Source organism: Methylobacterium sp. DB0501, assembly GCF_011043735.1.
In the GTDB taxonomy this organism is placed as follows: domain Bacteria; phylum Pseudomonadota; class Alphaproteobacteria; order Rhizobiales; family Beijerinckiaceae; genus Methylobacterium; species Methylobacterium alsaeris.
Map to the genome: position 1 here is coordinate 81741 of NZ_JAAKGV010000025.1, position 16932 is coordinate 98672.

The window sequence follows — 16932 nt, forward strand, 5'->3', positions numbered from 1 at the left end:
TGGTGCGCACGATTCACGGCTTGCGTGATGACTTTGTTAAAGGACTGCTGATCGGCCGCGCGCAGGTCGCGCGCGAAGGGCATGGGGCGAGACTCGATCGGCGCTGGAAGGCGAGGATGGCGGCTTCGCCCGACCACCCCTCTCCGGCCACGGCAACCAGCACACGGGTCCGAAAGCCGCAGCTTTGGCGTGACGCCGAGAGTCTGACAGCCGGTGCCGATGAAGCGAATCAGCAGCATTCGAAAAATTATTCGATAAGGATTATTTCTGATAACAAAATCAAGGCGTACTCCGGAGGCAGATTTTTAGTCCTCTTGCCGTATCGGTGAGCGCGAAGACCGAACGGCCGTTAGGCCAGTCGTCCGTGGGCTGGACTGGGGAACGATCGGTTGGAACTGTGGTGGAGCGGACCGATGAAGGCGATGTGCGCCGCAGCCCTGATGCTTGTGTCGGCGACGGCAGTATCGGCGAAAGAAATCTACTCCGACTTCGAGGAGTACGCTCTGGGCCCGACCTCCGGATCCAAGATCCTCTCGAAAAAATATAACGGCAGCAAATCCTTCCTCGACGACCATCTCGCGACCGTCAGACGAGGGGATCGCGATGGGCCGAAGCCGGGCAATCATCTGACCGGTGGATACATGACCGGGTCGGGACGATGGGTCCCGCCGAGCTACACGACGAATCCGGGCGTCGCCTCGTCGGGCGGCAGCGGGCCTTCCTGGATGCCGGGCGGCGCCTCGCGCGAATGGAACGAGGCCAATCCCTTCATGGACGGCCGCGGCAGCCGCCGCTGACGATGGGCGGCGCTCGAGGCGGGAGGGTCGAGGACATGGCATTCGACTCCACTCGGTCCGCCCTTCGACGACGCCCATATCCGGTCTCGGAATGGCCGAGCCGATCGCGTTCAGGCTGCTGCAGGATCTGAGGCGGGAGAAAGCCCACGAACCTCGTCGATCGCGACAATTGTCGCGGTCGTGGTGGCGTCTCGTTGTGACGTCGGAGGGATGCTGGCGTCGTGTGAGGAGCAAGGCATCCCGTCCCATGCGGCCCCCAGGGCCTCCCGATCCGACGACGGCAACCGCGCGTCGCACCCGAACGATGGTCGCCTCGACTGCCGGATCACCACCGCCACTGATGACCCTCAAAGAGACAACCGCAATGTCGGACTTCCTCGAAACCGGCCCGCAGCATCCGAGCCGGATCATCTTTGTGACGACCGTTATCGTCGCTGCCGTCGTCGGGCTGGTGACCGGAAAGGTCTTACCCTTCGTGCTGGCCCTCGTCGGCTGCGCTGCGGTGCTCTGCACCGCCTACGCTCTGATCAGGCGCCGTCTCGGCTGGAAATCGCTCGACGCCGATTACCTGTTCCGTCTGATCCATGTCCTGCATCCGTGAGCGGGCTGGCCCATGATCGACGCTAACTCCGTGTCATGAAGATCGCATGATGAAGCGCTTTCCAATTTAATCGCAACTGTTTGATGCTCTGCATCTTGTGATTTGTCGCATTTTATTTAGGAATATGGCATGAAACTTCGTAGGATAGGATCTGATTTGACTGTGCGCTGATCGAGTCTGGTTCGCTCGGCGACATGGCATTTCCGATGATCAGCTTGCGGCGTCAGCCGTTCGGGATTCGTCGCAAGCCCGGCACCTCTTCACTGCAGGTAGCGTAGGGTAATAGATCTTATGAATTGTATCGCGAGCGATTCCAGACGAAATGCGGCAGGCAAGCATTGCATCCGACTTGCAAGTTATCGGCATTAGCCAGAAGGGCTGCCGCCGTTTCAAGAAATTAAAGCCTTATTAACCATATCGACGGAAACTTGTCCGCGACGTTTCGCCCCCCTTCCGGTGAGCGGGCGCCCGCGGACCCGCCTCCGAGCGCCTTCGGCCGAGTCCGGCGAACCTGCCAGGTGGCTCTTTCAAGGCGTGAGGAATCGTCTCCGATGTCGTCAGCACACTCCTCGCGATCCGTGGGGCACTCCGTCGGGTCATGCCGAGGCGTCACCATCGCGCTGCTGACGGGGGTCAGCGCCGTCGCGCTCGTGACGGGCGGGATGGCATCGGGAGCCGAGGCGGCCGAGCGGCCGGTTCCCCAGGTGGTCCGCGGGAGCAACGGCGAGAGAGCCGACGACTGGCTGATCAATTTCTGGGGGGCGCTCGGCCACGACAGCACGCCGGGCGGCAAGGGCGCGAACCTCAACCTGATCGACGTCGACGTGAGGGGCGCGGCCGGGAAGCCCGCCGCGACCGTCGAGATCGGGTCCGTGGGTGGTGCGGGCGGCGCCGGCTACGAGCGCGGGAGCAACTGGCGAAGCGGGAGCTTCGGCGGACGCGGCGGCGACGTCAACGCGACCCTGAACGCTACCCTCTCCGGACGCGGTGACCAGTCGGCGCAGCTTCCCCGCTTCTGGGTCTATTCCCGCGGCGGCGTCGGCGGAGACGGGCAGAAGTCGCCGGGCGGCGGCGGCGATGCCGGAACTGCGAGCCTGACTCTGTCGTCCATGGTCACCACGCAGGGGACAGCGTTCCAGGGCGTGCGCGTGACCTCCGCCGGCGGCAATGCCGGCTTCGGCGGACGCGACGACGCCGCCGACGCCGCCTCGCGGCGGGGCGGCGCCGGCGGCACGGCCTGGATGCGGCTGGCGCAGGAGGCCGGCGTGACGACGACCGGTGCGCGGGCGACCGGCATCGTCGTCGAATCGACGGGCGGCGCGGGATCGCGCAAGGGGAACGACTTCTACAGCGGAGACTATGCGACGCCGGGCGGCACCGGCGGCAAGGCCAGCATCGACAATGCCGGTAGAATCGTCACCACGGGCAGCCACGCCCTCGGAATCCTGGTCCAGAGCCTCGGCGGCAATGGCGGCATGCAGGATCCCCTGAGCGGCGGGGGGCATCCGGGCGCCCGGGGCGGCGACGGCGGCTGGGCCGAGGTGTTCAACTACGGCCGCGTGAGCACGACGGGGGCGTATTCGCTCGGGATCGTGGCGCAATCGGTCGGGGGCCCGGGCGGCACGGGCGGGGGCAAGAATTTCGGCACCGGCGGCACCGGCGGTGCGGCGGGGCAGGGCGGCGACGTCACGATCACCAGCCGCGGCGTCGTGACCACGACCGGCAAGGGGGCGACCGCCATCGTGGCCCAGAGCATCGGCGGCGGAAACGCGGCCTCCGCCCTGCCCGAGGGCACCCTCGACGCCATCGGGACGGCGAGCGGAGGGGGCCAGAGCGGTGGTTCGTTCGGTCTCTTCTGGGGCAATGGCGGCGCGGGCGGGCGAGGCGCCTCCGGCGGGCTCGCCTCCGTCGTCAACGATGGCGGCGTCATCGCCACCGAGGGCGCGAACGCCTACGGCATGCTGATCCAGAGCGTCGGCGGCAGCGGCGGCGCCGGCGGCCTCTCCTCCGTCGCGGGCGGGTTCTTCTCCGTCGCCCTCGGCGGCAGCGGCGGCGGCGGCGGCGCCGGCGGGAAGGCGCAGTTCATCGGCGAGGCCGGCCGGGTCGAGACGCTCGGCGCCGGCGCCACCGCGGTGCTGGTGCAGAGCGTCGGCGGCGGCGGCGGCGTGGGCGGGGAGGCCAGGAGCACCGCCGGGGGGTTCGGGCTCTCGTATTCCAAGGCGGTCGGCGGCTCCGGCGGCCAGGGCGGCCGGGGCGGCGAGGCCGTCGTCGAGACGCGCGACAACATGGCCGTGACCACCGGCGGCCTCGCCGCGACAGGCCTCAGCGCGCTCAGCGTCGGCGGCGGCGGCGGGGTCGGCGGGCTGAGCGATGCCAAGGCGATCTCGGTCCCGCTGGTGCTCCCGAACGGCAAGGCGCTGCCGAGCGTCGCGATCAGCACGTCGATCGGCGGGTCCGGCGGCGAAGGCGGCAATGGCGGCCAGGCGACCGTGACCCATGCCGGCTCGGTCACGACCTACGGCACCCGGGCCGTCGGCATCCGCGCGCTCAGCGTCGGCGGCGGCGGCGGCATCGGCGGCGATGCGGCGGCCTATGCCCTCGCCATCGCCCCGCCCGGCCAGCTGGCCCTGGCCGCTGCCTCGTCGCTCGGCGGCACCGGCGGCAAGGGGGGCGATGGCGGCAAGGTCGAGGTCACCAACCGGGGCAGCGTGCGGACCTCGGGGGATTCGGCCTTCGGGCTTCAGGCGCAGAGCACCGGCGGCGGCGGCGGCGATGGCGGCGCGGCGACGGCGGTGAGCAATGCGCTCAGCCTGCACCAGAACGTCACCCTCTCCTCGGCGATCGGCGGCGGCCCGCAGCTCAAGCCGCTGCTCGACGCGCAAGGCCGCCTGCAACTAGACAAGAACGGCGTCCTCCTCTTCGAGAACCCGGCCGACATCAAGGATCAGGGCGGCGGGCAGGGCGGCAGCGTGACGGTCGTCAACCAGGGCCTGATCGAGACCGGCGGGGCGCTGGCCACCGGCATCCTGGCCCAGAGCATCGGTGGCGGCGGCGGCAATGGCGGCAACGCCACGACGCTGGGCGGCGCGGGCTTTTCCTTCGACAAGACCCTGGACGCCCAGCTCCATAAGCTGCCGCTCGCCGACAACGCTGCCTTGAGCATGACGATCGGCGGCCGCGGCGGCCGTGGCGGCGCCGGCGGCGAGGTCGCGGTGACGAACGGAGGGACGATCCGCACCGCCGGTACGTCCGCCGCCGGGATCCTGGCGCAGAGCGTCGGCGGCGGCGGCGGCACCGGCGGCGAAGTGCAGGGCGCCGCCAAGGGCAAGCTCGACCTCAAGCTCACCCTCGGCGGCAGCGGCGGAACCGGCAACAAGGGCGGTGCGGTCACGGTCGAGACCCTGGCGGGCAGCCGGATCGAGACCACGGGTGATGGCGCGCACGGTATCGTGGCCCGCAGCATCGGCGGCGGTGGCGGCAGCGGCGGCAACGTGTCGGCCCGCAAGGAGTCCACCCCCGACGCCGTGGGCGCGATCTGGACCCAGATCAAGCAGTCGATCGGCGTCGCGGCCTACGAGGATTGGGCGAAGGACAAAAAGAACAAGGACGATAAGGAGGCCCTCGATCAGTTCCTCAAGGACATCAAGGAAAGCGATACCTACAAGAACCTTGCGGACAAGATCAAGAATTCCGATTTCGGCAAGGCGCTGCAATCCTACAGCAAGAGCGTATCGGCTTACCTGAAGGAGCAGAAGGACGGCAGCGTGAAGCTGCCCGATATCTCCGCCACTCTCAGCATCGGCGGCGGTGGCGGCACGGGCGGCGTCGGCGGCGCGGTCAAGGTCACCAATGCGGGGACCATTCTGACGCAGGGCATCCTGTCCCACGGGGTCGATGCCCAGAGCGTCGGCGGCGGCGGCGGCCAGGGCGGCCTCGCCTTCGCAACTGCCGACAACAAGACCAATTTTTCCGGTACGGTCGGGGGCACGGGCGGCTCGGGCAATGTCGGCGGCACGGTCGAGGTCGTCAACAGCGGCACCGTCGTGACGGCGGAGGACATGTCCTACGGCCTCTCGGCCCAGAGCGTCGGCGGCGGCGGCGGTCGCGGTGTCGCCGCGACCTTGGTCGGGGGCGCCAAAGTCGGAGGTGCCAAGCCCAGCGGCGAAGGCAAGGCCGAGGGCAAGAAAGACGGCCAGGGTGACGGCAAGGACGAGGTGCGCAGCTTCAACCTCACCGTCGGCGGCAATGGCGGCGAGGGGGGCAACGGGGGCGCCGTCACGGTCACCAATACCGGCACGGTCGCGACCGCCGGGATCGGTGCCCACGGCATCGTCGCCCAGAGTGTCGGCGGCGGCGGCGGCTCCTTCTCGACCCCGGAGGCGAAGAGCGATGCCAAGGGCGCCGCGAAGGGCGCCGCGAAGGGGGACACCAAGGCGGGCGCCGGGGAGAAGTCCGACTCCGAAGGGCTGGTGACCGCCTTGCTGTCGGCGCTCGGCATCGAGAAGCTCGCGGAGCCGGAGACGGCCGGTTCCACGCCCGAGAAGTCCTACGGCATCACGCTGGGCGGGTCCGGCGGCGCCTCCGGCACGGGCGGCACCGTGACGGTGACCCATGGCGGCACGATCACCACGACGGGCTTCGGCGCCTTCGGCCTGTTCGCGCAGAGCATCGGCGGCGGCGGCGGGACGGTGGATGGCGCCGCCAGTGCCGGCGGCTCGAAATACACGTTCGGCCTCGGCGGCGCGGGCAGCGCCTCCGGCAATGGCGGCGCGATCACCGCGACCCTGAAGCAGGGCGCGCGGGTGACGACCTCCGGCGATGCCGCGACGGCGGTGATGCTGCAATCGATCGGCGGCGGTGGCGGCTATGCCGGGGCCCACCAGGTGATGGGCTACGCGGTCCCGTTCCTGCTGCGCGACGGGTCGACCGGCGATGGCGGTGCGATCATCGCCACCGTGGAGCAGGACGCGGCGATCCGCACCACCGGCGCGCAGGCGCACGGCATCCACGCGCAGAGCCTGGGCGGCGGCGGCGGGCTCGTCGTCGACCTCTCCGGTCTGACCTTCGCCACGCCGGAGCCGCCGAAGGGCCGGACCGGGTCGAAGGGCAAGGGGGGCGACATCACCATCACGGCCACGGGCGCGGTCGAGGCCCTGGGCAAGGATGCCTACGCGATCTTCGCGCAGAGCGGCGTCCAGCGCAGCGACGGCAGCCTGGATCCCGCCCGGTCGGGCGGGGTCATCGCCGTCACGGCGAAGGGCCTCGTCACCGGCGGCACCGGCACCGGGGCGGCGATCCGCATTGATGGCGGCGGCGGCAACACGATCACCCTCGACGAGCGGGCGGTGGTCAGCGCGGCCTCGGGCCGGGCGATCGTCGGCTCGCTGGCCGACGACCGCCTCGTCAACCGGGGCACGATCCTGGGGGATATCGACCTCCAGGGCGGCAGCGCGCTCAAGAGCGACCGGATCGAGAACGGCGCGATCGACTGGCACGGCGCGCTCCTCCGCTCGCGCCCGGACGGCATCATCAATGTCGGGGCGACCGGCCAGGTGCTCAATTACGCCGTCCTCGACATCGGCGGCGTCGGCACGGTCGCCCGCACCACGATCACCGGCGACTTCCAGCAGCTCGCCGGCGGCCGCCTGCTGGTCGATGTCGCGCCGAATGCCCGGGACGGGGCCCTGCGCAGCGACCTGCTCGTCGTCAGCGGCACGGCCACGCTCGGCGGCACGGTCCAGCCGACCGTGACCGGGGGCCTGCTTCCGGGGCAATACACCTTCCTGACCGCGGGGCGCCTCGGCGAGACCAGCGCCACGGCCCCCGGCACGGTGATCCAGCCCGGGTCGATCCCGATCAGCTGGGCGATCGTGCAGGCCGGCAACAGCCTCTCCCTGAGCCCGCAGGCCAACTTCACCACCCCGGGGAACATGGTGCTGACCGGCGATCAGCGGGCGGTGGCGCAGGCGCTCCAGGACGACTGGGCGGTCAGCGCGGCCGGTGCGCAAGGGCGGTTCGCCCAGTTCCTCAAGGTCGGCACCACGGCGAGCTACGCCGACGCCCTCGACGAGATCACCCCGGAGGCGAACCAGTACGTGCTGACCGACCGCACGCTCGACGCCCGCGCCGGGCTGAAGCGGGCGATGAGCTGCCCGGCCTTCGTCGGCACCGGCACGCTGCTGCGCGAGGGCGAGTGCGTGTGGGGCCGGATCACCGGCACCCGCACCAGCCTGTTCTCCTCGGCCGAGGAGAGCGGCTACCGCCAGACCGCCCTGAGCTATCAGGGCGGCCTCCAGACCGAGTTCAGCCCGGACTGGTTCTTCGGCCTGTCGGGCGCCTATACCCGTGCCGGCCAGAGCGGATCGGACCGCGTCACCGGCAATGTCGGCGATGCCGGCGACCTGTCGGTCGCGCTCAAGCATCAGGTCGGTCCCTGGCTCCTCGCGGCGTCGGCCAATCTCGGCTATTCCTGGCAGTCCAACGTGCGGGCGATCGGCATCGGCGGCGACACCTGGCTCGCCCGCAGCAAGTCCGAAGTCCTGACCGCCGGCGGCCGCCTGCGGGGCAGCTACCAGATCTTGTTCGACGGCTGGTACGTCAAACCCTATGCCGACCTCGACGTGCTCTATACGCACAGCCCGGCCTATTCGGAGACCGGCGCGCCGGCCTTCAACCTCGACGTCCGCAGCCTCGACAAGACGCTCGTGGCGTTCAGCCCGAACGTCGAGATCGGCGGGCGCATCGACCTCGATGCCGGCCGCTGGATCCGCCCCTATGCGACGCTCGGGGTGATGCTGTTGTCGGACAACCACTTCACCGGGTTCGCCAGCTTCCGGAGCGACGGTCCGCTCCGGGCCTTCGCGACGTCGTCCCGGATCCCGGACCGGCTGGGCGAGGCCGGGCTGGGATTCCAGATCGGACTCGGCAACGGCATCGAGCTGACCGGCGAGTACCAGGCCACGGTCGGCGACCGCTACCTGTCGCAAACCGGGACCGCCCGGATGCAGGTGCGGTTCTGATACCGACGGGCGCTGAAAACGACCTTTGGTTCCGCTCTCGAATTTCCGCAAACCTTTGGTTCGGCATCGGAAATTCGAGATGGGTCAATGGCCCCGTCGATCTCGGGCCTGCCCGAGGTCGAATCGATGCGTCAGCATCCTGGGCGATTGGGTCTGAGGGCGGGGGCCGCTCCTCCCAACGGAGGCGGGAGCGGCCCCGCCGGAACCCGGTGCCTTGACCGCGAGGATGGTGCGACAGGGGCGATCAGCGGGTCCCCGCCATCACCACGCTGCGGGCCCGAAGCAGAGGGTCCGGCTTCAGGGCGAGCGGGCCGTCGAAAGGTCTCTCGTGCAGGGCGATCACGCCCAGGGTCGTGACGATGGCGGCGGCGAAGAGGAACAGGGTGACGGCCTGCGCCCTCGGCCATTCCCAATGCACGAGGCCGATCGAGACCATTGTCAACGCGGCCAGCACCATCAAGGTCAGCCATTTCGTCTCGTCTTGCTCCGACCCGACCAGGGCGAGGCGCTCGCCGCGGGCCGAGCGCAGTCCCAGCACGGCGGCCAGGAGTGCTGATTGTGTGGCTTGGCCCGCTTCCACGCCGGTCCGCGGGTCGGCCGCCGCCTCGAGGAGGCGGGCCAGCGCGGCGCCGGCCTGCGGCACGCCGCGGCCGGTATCGGCCATGCTCGGCCATTCGGCATCGATCACCGCGTCCAGGTATCCGGTCAGCGCCTTGCGGAGGTCGTTCATGTCCGGGGCGGCCGCCTGGCTGAGATCGAACACGGCCAGGGCATGGGCGCGCTCGGCCTGGACGACGCGGGATGCGGCGCGCTGGCGCTCCCAGGCATCGTTGGCGACGAAGCCGGTCAACAGCGCGAGCAGCACCGCGAGGACGCCGATATAGGTCGGTGCGATGCCGGTGCTGATCCGTCCGATCCAGGAGCGGGTCCAGGACAGGTTCGTCACCAGGATGATGACGGCGCCGATTCCGAAAACGTAGGAAGCCAGCAGCGTGAACACCAGCCAGACGGGCAGGTCGAGCCAGAAACCGAGGATCATTGGAGCACCTGGGACAGATCGTCCCCGGCAGGCTAGCCAGACAAACCCTCCGGATCGGTGAATCGGAACGGCTCGTTGCGCCCGACATCCCGTCGGGCACCCACGATTCGGCATCGATTCGATGGCCCTCCTCGGCAGCCCGCCGGATCGGCTGAGCCATCGAAGCGTCGTGATCGCGGGTGTCTCTGCAGCGGAAATCCTTCGCGAGTATGTTCATCATCAGTAAATAATTTGGTTCATCGTTTTTTGAAGAGGTGGTGAACGGAAAATCAACTAACTATTTTTTAGTAAATGAATGTGACAAGACATGATGTAAGCTTACAATCGCGCCGGACGATCGATGCCGCTACCCCTTTACCGTCAGGAAGCGTTGGCCGGCGTGGCAGGTCCCGATCAGCTCGACGAGATGGTGCACGTCACCTCGCCGCTCGCGTGGGCTGCCCTGGGCACGGCCCTCATCATCATCGGCGGCTGCCTCGGGTGGTCGGTCTTCGGCAGCTATCGCACGACCGTCAGCGGACAGGGCCTGCTCGTGCCGGCCGACGGGGCCTTCGTCAGCGTCCATGCCCCCAAATCCGGCTGGATCGAGAGCTACCGCCAGCGCGGCGACACCGTGAAGAGGGGCGATCTCCTCGCCCGGCTCAGCGCGCCGGAGGACGCCGCCCGGCTCGCCGACATCGACGGACGGGTCAACCAGCTCGCGGTCCAGCGCGCGGCCCTCGCCGAACGGCTCGAGGACCAGATCGACAAGGAGAAGGCGGCGGCGCAGCGCAAGCGCGAGGCGCTGCAGGAGACGATCGACCTCGGCGAGGCGCGGCTGCGCGAACTGGTCGTGCTGCTGGAGCATCGCGAGCAGCTGCTCGCGAAGGGCCTGACGCAGTCCGACCGGGTGATCGAGGCCCGCGAGCGGATGTTCGCGGCGCGGGAATCGATCTCGCGGGCCCGCACGGAGCTGCTCTCGCTCGAGGCCGCGCTCCTCTCCCTCCGCCATCGGTCCGACCAGGATCTCGCGGCGATGGACCGCCAGATCCGCGACGCCGAGGGGCAGCGCGCGCAGGCGCATCTGAGCGAGCGCCTCGCGACCACCATCGTGGCGCGGGCCGACGGCATCGTCACCACCAACGAGGCCGGTGACCAGGCCCTCGTCGCAGCCGGCCAGAAGCTGATGGTGATCGAGCAGGGCGGTCCGCGCCTCGACGCCCTGCTCTACGTGCCGGCCGACAGCGGCAAGGCGGTCAAGCTCGGCATGGAGGTGCGTCTGTCGCCCTCCACCGCCAAGAAGGAGGAATACGGAGCGCTCCTCGGCACCGTCATCCAGGTCGACGAGAGCCCCGAGAACGAGAGCGCCATCGCCCATCGCCTCGGCAATCCCGACCTCGCCCGCCTGTTCACCCGCGGCGGCCCGCCGCTCCAGCTCGTCGTGCGGATCAAGCCCGGTGCGGCCGGCGCCGGCAGCTACGCCTGGACCTCGCAGCGCGGCGAGGAGGTCGCACTGGCCTCGACCACCCTGGTGGAGGGGCAGGTCACGGTGAAATCCGGCCCCCCGATCAGCCTGTTCGTCCCGGCCCTGCGCCGGCTCGCGGGCGTGTGAACCAGCGAATGAGCATCACACGCTTCCCCCGCACGGCACGCACCCGGGTGCCGACGATCCTCCAGATGGAAGCCGTCGAGTGCGGGGCGGCCTGCCTCGCGATGGTGCTGGCCCACCACGGGCGATGGGTCCCCCTGGAGGAGCTGCGGCGCGCCTGCGGCGTCTCCCGGGACGGCAGCAAGGCGCGCAGCATCGTGCGGGCGGCCCGCACCTACGGGCTCACAGCCGAGGGCTGGCGCACCGAGCCGTCCAAGCTCGCCGGCAAGCCGCTGCCCGCGATCCTGTTCTGGGAGTTCAATCACTTCGTGGTGCTGGAGGGGGTGGGCCGCAACGTCGTCCACCTCAACGATCCGGCGACCGGCCCGCGCACGGTCACGCACGCGGAGTTCGACCGCGCCTTCACGGGCGTGATGCTGACGATGACGCCGGGTCCCGGCTTCGAGCGCGCGGGCCTGCGCCCGAATGCCTGGCGGTCGGTGCGCGACGGGCTCGCCGGCTCCCGCGGCTCCGTCGCCTTCCTGGTGCTCGCCGGCGCGGCGGCTCTGGTCCCCAGGATTTTCGTGCCGGCCGCGACCAAGATCTTCGTCGACGACATCCTGCTCGATCACCTGACCGACTGGATCCGTCCGTTGCTCCTCGGCCTCGCCTTCGCGGCCCTGCTGAGCGGCCTTCTCGGCTGGCTCCAGGGCACCATCCTGGCGCGGCTGCAATGGAAACTCGGGGTGACGCTCGGCCTGCGCCTGACCTGGCACCTGCTGCGGCTCCAGCCGGGCTTCTTCGCGCAGCGCCATGCGGGCGACGTCGCGAGCCGGCTGGCGACGACCGAGCGGGCCTGCGACCTGATTGGCAGCCAGGTCTCGGCCCTGCTGGTGACCGGGCTCGCGACCCTGTTCTATGGCGGCCTGATGGCCCTCTACGACCCGGTCCTGGCGGCGATCGGGCTCGGCTTCGCCCTGGTCAACGTCGCGTTCATCCAGTGGACCGCACGGCGTCAGGAGGATGCGGCGCGCGCGGTGATGCGCGAGCAGGCGAAGCTCGGCAGCCTGTCGATCACCGGCATCCAATCGATCGAGACACTGAAGGCGACCGCCTCCGAGGACGAGTTCCTGAACCGCTGGGCCCAGGCCCAGGCGCGGACCATGAACGCGGTGCACCGGATGCAGGTCCCGCTCCAGCTGCTGGGCCTCGTCCCGTCGGCCCTCGGGGCGCTCACCGTGGCGGCGATCCTCGGCGTCGGAGGTGCGCGCGCCATGGACGGCCTGATCACCGTCGGCACCCTGGCGGCGTTCCAGTCCGTGCTGGCGAGCTTCCTGTCGCAGGTGAACGGCCTCGTCGGAGTCGCTTCCGGGATGCGCGAGCTGCGCGTCGCGATGGAGCGGGTCGACGACGTGCTGCGCTCTCCCCTCGACCGCAAGGTCATGCCCGATGGCGGAGCGGCGGTGCTGCCGCTGCGGCGCCTGTCGGGCGCTGTCGCGATCGAGACCGTCGCCTTCGGCTACAATCCCCTCGATCCGCCCCTCGTCGAGGACGTCTCCCTGGCGGTTCCCCCGGGCGCCCGCATCGCGCTGGTCGGTCCCTCCGGCAGCGGCAAGTCGACGATCGCGCGCCTGATCGTCGGGCTCGCCGAGCCCTGGGCGGGCACCATCCGCTTCGACGGCCTGCCCGCCGCGGAGGTTCCGGAGGGCGTGCGCTGCGCCTCGATCGCCTATGTCGACCAGACAATCGTCCTGATGGAGGGGAGCGTGCGCGACAACCTCTCCCTGTGGGACCCGCGGATCGGCGATGCCGCGATCGTCGCGGCGGCTCGGGACGCCGAGATCCACGACGTGATCGCGGCCCGTCCCGGCGGCTACGACGCGCCGATCAGCGAAGGCGGCGCCAACTGGTCGGGCGGGCAGGCGCAGCGCCTGGAGATCGCCCGGGCCCTGGCGCTCGAGCCCAGCATCCTCGTGCTCGACGAGGCGACCAGCGCCCTCGACGCCGTGATCGAGGCCCGGATCCTCGACAACCTGCGCCGCCGCGGCTGCACCCTGATCCTGGTCACCCACCGGCTCAGCGCGATCCGCGACTGCGACGAGATCCTGGTCATCGACCGCGGCCGCATCGTCGAGCGCGGCACGCACGGCACGCTCGACGGCCAGGCCGGTCCCTATGCGGAGCTGATCCGTGCTGCTTGATTTTCCCGAACGGATCGCCGGCACCGCCGACGAGGCCGTGCCGCTCGTCGATCGGGGCCTGAGGGTCGAGACCGGCACGGCCGACCTCTACCTCGACCATCCCGGGCGGGCCGGACGCCGCCGCCACCTCCTCACGCTAGCCGCGGGCGAGATCGCGCTGCCTCTCCCACCCACCGACCGGATGGTGCGCCTCCTGGCCCTCCCGGCGCCCGGTGCCAGGCTCTCGACCTTCGAGCCGGACGTCTTTCTCGGCCGGCTCGACGCCCCCAGCCCCGAGGCGATCGCCGCCACGGAGGCGTGGATCGGGCGCACGCTGCACACCCTCGCCGAACCGGTCCCGGGACGGCCGGCCATTCTCGGCGAGGGCGCCGGCCGGCTCGATCCGGGGGTCCCCGGGCGGCCCGAACGCGGGTTGCTCTGGATCTCGGTGACGGCCGGAACCGTTCACCCCGGCTTTCCGGGCGCCGATCCCTGTCGTCTGGGCGATCTCCCCGCCGCGGTCGCAGCCTCGGCCGGTGGCGTCGCGAGCGGGGAGGGCGCACGGATTCTCGGCCGGTCGAGCGCGGCCCTCGCCGTCACGGGGGAACTCGCGGGTGCAGTCGTCGGGCATCAGGCGCGACTCGCGGCGGCCCTGGCCGCGGCGGAGGCCTCGTGCGAGGCGGCCGAGGCTGCCTTGATCGGTGGCAAGGCGGCGCGCGACCGGTCGGTTCTCGCCGCCATCGTCGCGCCGCTGGTCGCCTCCGCCGGGGCAGGCGCCCCCGGAGAAACCTCCCCCGGAGAGGCCTCCCTCTTGGTGGCCTTCCGAGCCGTCGCCGAGGCGGGCGCCGCGACCCTGCCCGGCGAACCGCCGCCAGACTTCTCGGACGACGTCGCGACGGACGAGCCGCCCACGGTCGAGCGGCGGATCGCCGATCTCGCGGCCTGGGCCGGGCTGCACCCGCGCCGGATCCGGCTGAAGCCGGGCTGGTGGAGCCGGGGCAGCCAACCGGTGCTCGGCTTTCGCCACGACGGCACGCCGGTGGCGCTGATCGCCGGCACGGGATGGCGCGGCGGCTACCGCCTGCGGGAGGCCGGACGCCTCCGCGGCGTCGGACACCGCGAGGCCGCCGGGCTGGCCGGGCACGGCTACGTGCTCCAGCGGCGCCTGCCCGACACGCCCATCGACGGACGCGGCCTGCTGCGCTTCGCGGTGCCGCTCGCCCGGCCGGGAGTCCTGGCGGTGCTGGCGATCGGGCTCGCCGGCAGCCTGCTCGGCCTCGCCCTGCCGGTGGCCACCAACATCCTGTTCGAGACGGTCATTCCGGCCTCCTCGCGCCCGGAACTCGTCCAGCTCGTCGCCGGGATCGCGGCGCTCGGGCTCGGCGGGATCGTGTTCGAACTCGTCCGGGGTTTCCTGCTCCTGCGCGTCGCCACGCTGCTCAACACCGACCTGGAGGGGGCGGTGTGGGACCGGCTGCTGCGCCTGCCCGCCGGCTTCTTCCGCGGTCACGCCGCGGGCGACATGGCCCTCCGGGCCGATGCGATCAACCAGATGCGCGACGCGGTCGGCGGCACGGTGATCGGGACCGTGCTCTCCGCGGCGTTCTCGGTCTCCAGCCTCGCGCTGATCCTCTCCTACGACTGGCGCCTCGCCGGGGTCGCGCTGGCGCTCGCCCTCGTCCAGCTCGCCGTCATGACGGCGGTGAACCTGCGCCTCGTCGGCTGGAAGCGCCGCATGCTGGACATAGACGGGCGGCTCCAGGCGGTGTCGCTCCAGCTCATCCAGGGCATCGCCAAGCTCAAGGTCGCGGGCGCGGAGGCGCGGGGCTTTGCCAGGTGGGCGCCGCTCTTCGTCGAGCGCCGGGCCCTGGAGATGCGCCAGAGCCGTCTGCTGGCCGGGTACTCGGCCTTCGGCTCCGCCTTCGGCATCGCCGCGACCGCCCTGATGATCGGCATCGTCGGCTTAGGCGGCCTCGATATCGGGATCGGCGGCTTCATCGCCTTCAACGCCGCCTACGGGCAGTTCATGGCCGCGACGCTCGCGCTCGGAGCGGCTCTGCCGGCCCTTCTCGCCCTGCGGCCGCTCTCCGAGCGCGCCGGGCCGATCCTGGCCGCCGTGCCGGAGAGCCTCGGCCGGCGCGGCCCGGCCCCCATGCTTCACGGCGGCATCGAACTGGCCGATGTCGGGTTCCGCTATCATGTTGAGGGACCGGCGATTCTCGACGGCGTGTCGATCGTCGCGCGGCCCGGGGAGTTCGTCGGCATCGTCGGCCCGTCCGGTTCGGGCAAGTCGACCCTGATGCGGCTCCTCTTGGGCTTCGAGCGGCCGCAGGGCGGCTCGGTGTTCTTCGATGACCGCGACCTGGCTGGCCTCGACCTGCGGGCCGTGCGCCGGCAGATGGGCGTCGTGCTCCAATCGAGCCGCGTCACCGGAAGCACCCTGCTGGAGAGCATCCTCAACGGCGCGGCCCTAACCGAGGCCGAGGCCTGGGAGGCCGCGCGCCTCGCCGGGCTCGACCACGACATCCAGGCGATGCCGATGGGCATGCAGACCTTCGTGGGGGAGGATGGCGGTCTCCTCTCGGGCGGGCAGCGCCAGCGCCTCCTGATCGCCCGCGCCGTGGTGCGGCAGCCCCGCATCCTGTTGTTCGACGAGGCGACGAGCGCGCTCGACAACCGTACCCAGCAGATCGTCTCTGAGGGGCTGGAGCGCCTCGACGCCACCCGCATCGTCGTCGCCCACCGGCTCTCGACCGTGCAGAAGGCCGACCGGATCTACGTGCTCGAGGCCGGTCGCGTCGTCGAGGAGGGCCGCTACCGCGAGTTGCTGGAGCGCGGCGGCCTGTTCTCCACCCTGGCGGTCCGGCAGATCGCGTAAGATCGATATCGCGAAGCTGACAATTTTACGATTGCGTCGAAGGCACGATTAACCACTGTCATCGTGTTGGCGTTCGGCGCTTCACGCAGGGTCGGCAACGCAACATTCAAGTAATAAAGCTGCCCTACATCTGTCGTCAGGCGCTGACGACATGACCGAAGCGGGCTCCGGATGGTTCAATTCGGACCCGGTTTCTCCGAGGCAACGCGGCGCCCGAACGAAGCTGGAATCCGCCGCGATTGCCCAAGGCGATCGTCCGGATGTGATAAGGTCAGGGAGTCAGTCATGACTGAGAGCACGACCGTTCAGATGTCGGCCGACGATCACAGCCTGTCCGATGCGGATCTCGCAACCGTGACGGGTGGTCTCGAGCAGGGCGGCGCTTGGCGCCAGGGAAAATCGGGACACTGGGTTTACGATGGCTGGGCCAAGGAAGGCAACAAATCAGACAAATATACCCTTTCGCACCGCAAGGAATACGTGGATGGCGGAAAGGCGAATTATTACGACCGCAACAACAACCTGGTGAAGACTCTCGACGCCACGTTCTGATGCAAAGCTCCGCGATATGATGCGGTCGCTCGGACCGCTCCCGGCTGACACCGTATCACAAGGCTGCATGGTACCCAGAGCCTGTTTGACCTGATCGACGGTATTCGTATCCTCTTGGTCATTCCGGGGCCGCGCAGCGGAGCCCGGAAGCCATAAACTCAAGTGGTGGAGGATGAAGCGGAACGAGATTCGCTTCATCCTGACCCATTCGTGGTTCTGGCTTCCGGCGGGCTCCGCTAAACGGCACCGGAATGACACAGTGGGTTCGAAATCTGTAGAGATCGATCCAACAGGCTCCC

Annotated in this window: 9 protein-coding genes; 8 read left to right on the forward strand and 1 reads right to left on the reverse strand. The window is 70.0% G+C overall.

The annotated features are described in order from the left end of the window. Positions 1-2: 2 nt before the first annotated feature. The 4 genes from G4G93_RS29410 to G4G93_RS29425 all read left to right on the forward strand — a co-directional run bounded on the left by G4G93_RS29410 (position 3) and on the right by G4G93_RS29425 (position 8417). Positions 3-329: a hypothetical protein gene (locus G4G93_RS29410; protein ID WP_165090010.1), complete on the forward strand. Its 327-nt coding sequence runs from the start codon at positions 3-5 to the stop codon at positions 327-329. An 84-nt stretch (positions 330-413) separates the two neighbouring features. Continuing rightward, positions 414-797 carry a hypothetical protein gene (locus tag G4G93_RS29415; protein ID WP_165090013.1) on the forward strand — a complete coding sequence of 128 codons (384 nt, stop codon included), beginning with the start codon at positions 414-416 and terminating at the stop codon, positions 795-797. Positions 798-1161: 364 nt separating this feature from the next. Next, complete coding sequence (locus G4G93_RS29420) at positions 1162-1398, forward strand: hypothetical protein (RefSeq protein WP_165090018.1); 237 nt, start codon at positions 1162-1164, stop codon at positions 1396-1398. Positions 1399-2060: 662 nt separating this feature from the next. Beyond that, positions 2061-8417, forward strand: a complete 6357-nt coding sequence (locus tag G4G93_RS29425; RefSeq protein ID WP_165090020.1) for an autotransporter outer membrane beta-barrel domain-containing protein — start codon at positions 2061-2063, stop codon at positions 8415-8417. Positions 8418-8661: 244 nt separating this feature from the next. Here the strand turns inward: G4G93_RS29425 and G4G93_RS29430 are convergent, their stop codons facing one another. Beyond that, positions 8662-9456, reverse strand: coding sequence for a DUF4239 domain-containing protein (locus G4G93_RS29430; protein ID WP_165090023.1), 795 nt, complete (start codon positions 9454-9456; stop codon positions 8662-8664). 379 nt (positions 9457-9835) lie between these two features. Between G4G93_RS29430 and G4G93_RS29435 the strand changes: the two genes are divergently transcribed. From G4G93_RS29435 to G4G93_RS29450, 4 genes are all read left to right on the forward strand, one after another. Beyond that, positions 9836-11047, forward strand: a complete 1212-nt coding sequence (locus G4G93_RS29435) for an NHLP bacteriocin system secretion protein (RefSeq protein WP_165090027.1) — start codon at positions 9836-9838, stop codon at positions 11045-11047. 8 nt (positions 11048-11055) lie between these two features. Continuing rightward, positions 11056-13224 carry an NHLP family bacteriocin export ABC transporter peptidase/permease/ATPase subunit gene (locus G4G93_RS29440; protein ID WP_165090029.1) on the forward strand — a complete coding sequence of 723 codons (2169 nt, stop codon included), beginning with the start codon at positions 11056-11058 and terminating at the stop codon, positions 13222-13224. Then, positions 13214-16081, forward strand: coding sequence for an NHLP bacteriocin export ABC transporter permease/ATPase subunit (locus G4G93_RS29445; RefSeq protein WP_165090032.1), 2868 nt, complete (start codon positions 13214-13216; stop codon positions 16079-16081). The genes G4G93_RS29440 and G4G93_RS29445 overlap by 11 nt, the downstream gene beginning before the upstream one ends. 285 nt (positions 16082-16366) lie before the next feature. Then, on the forward strand, positions 16367-16633 hold the full coding sequence (locus G4G93_RS29450; RefSeq protein ID WP_165090034.1) for a hypothetical protein: 267 nt from the start codon (positions 16367-16369) through the stop codon (positions 16631-16633). Positions 16634-16932: the final 299 nt, after the last annotated feature.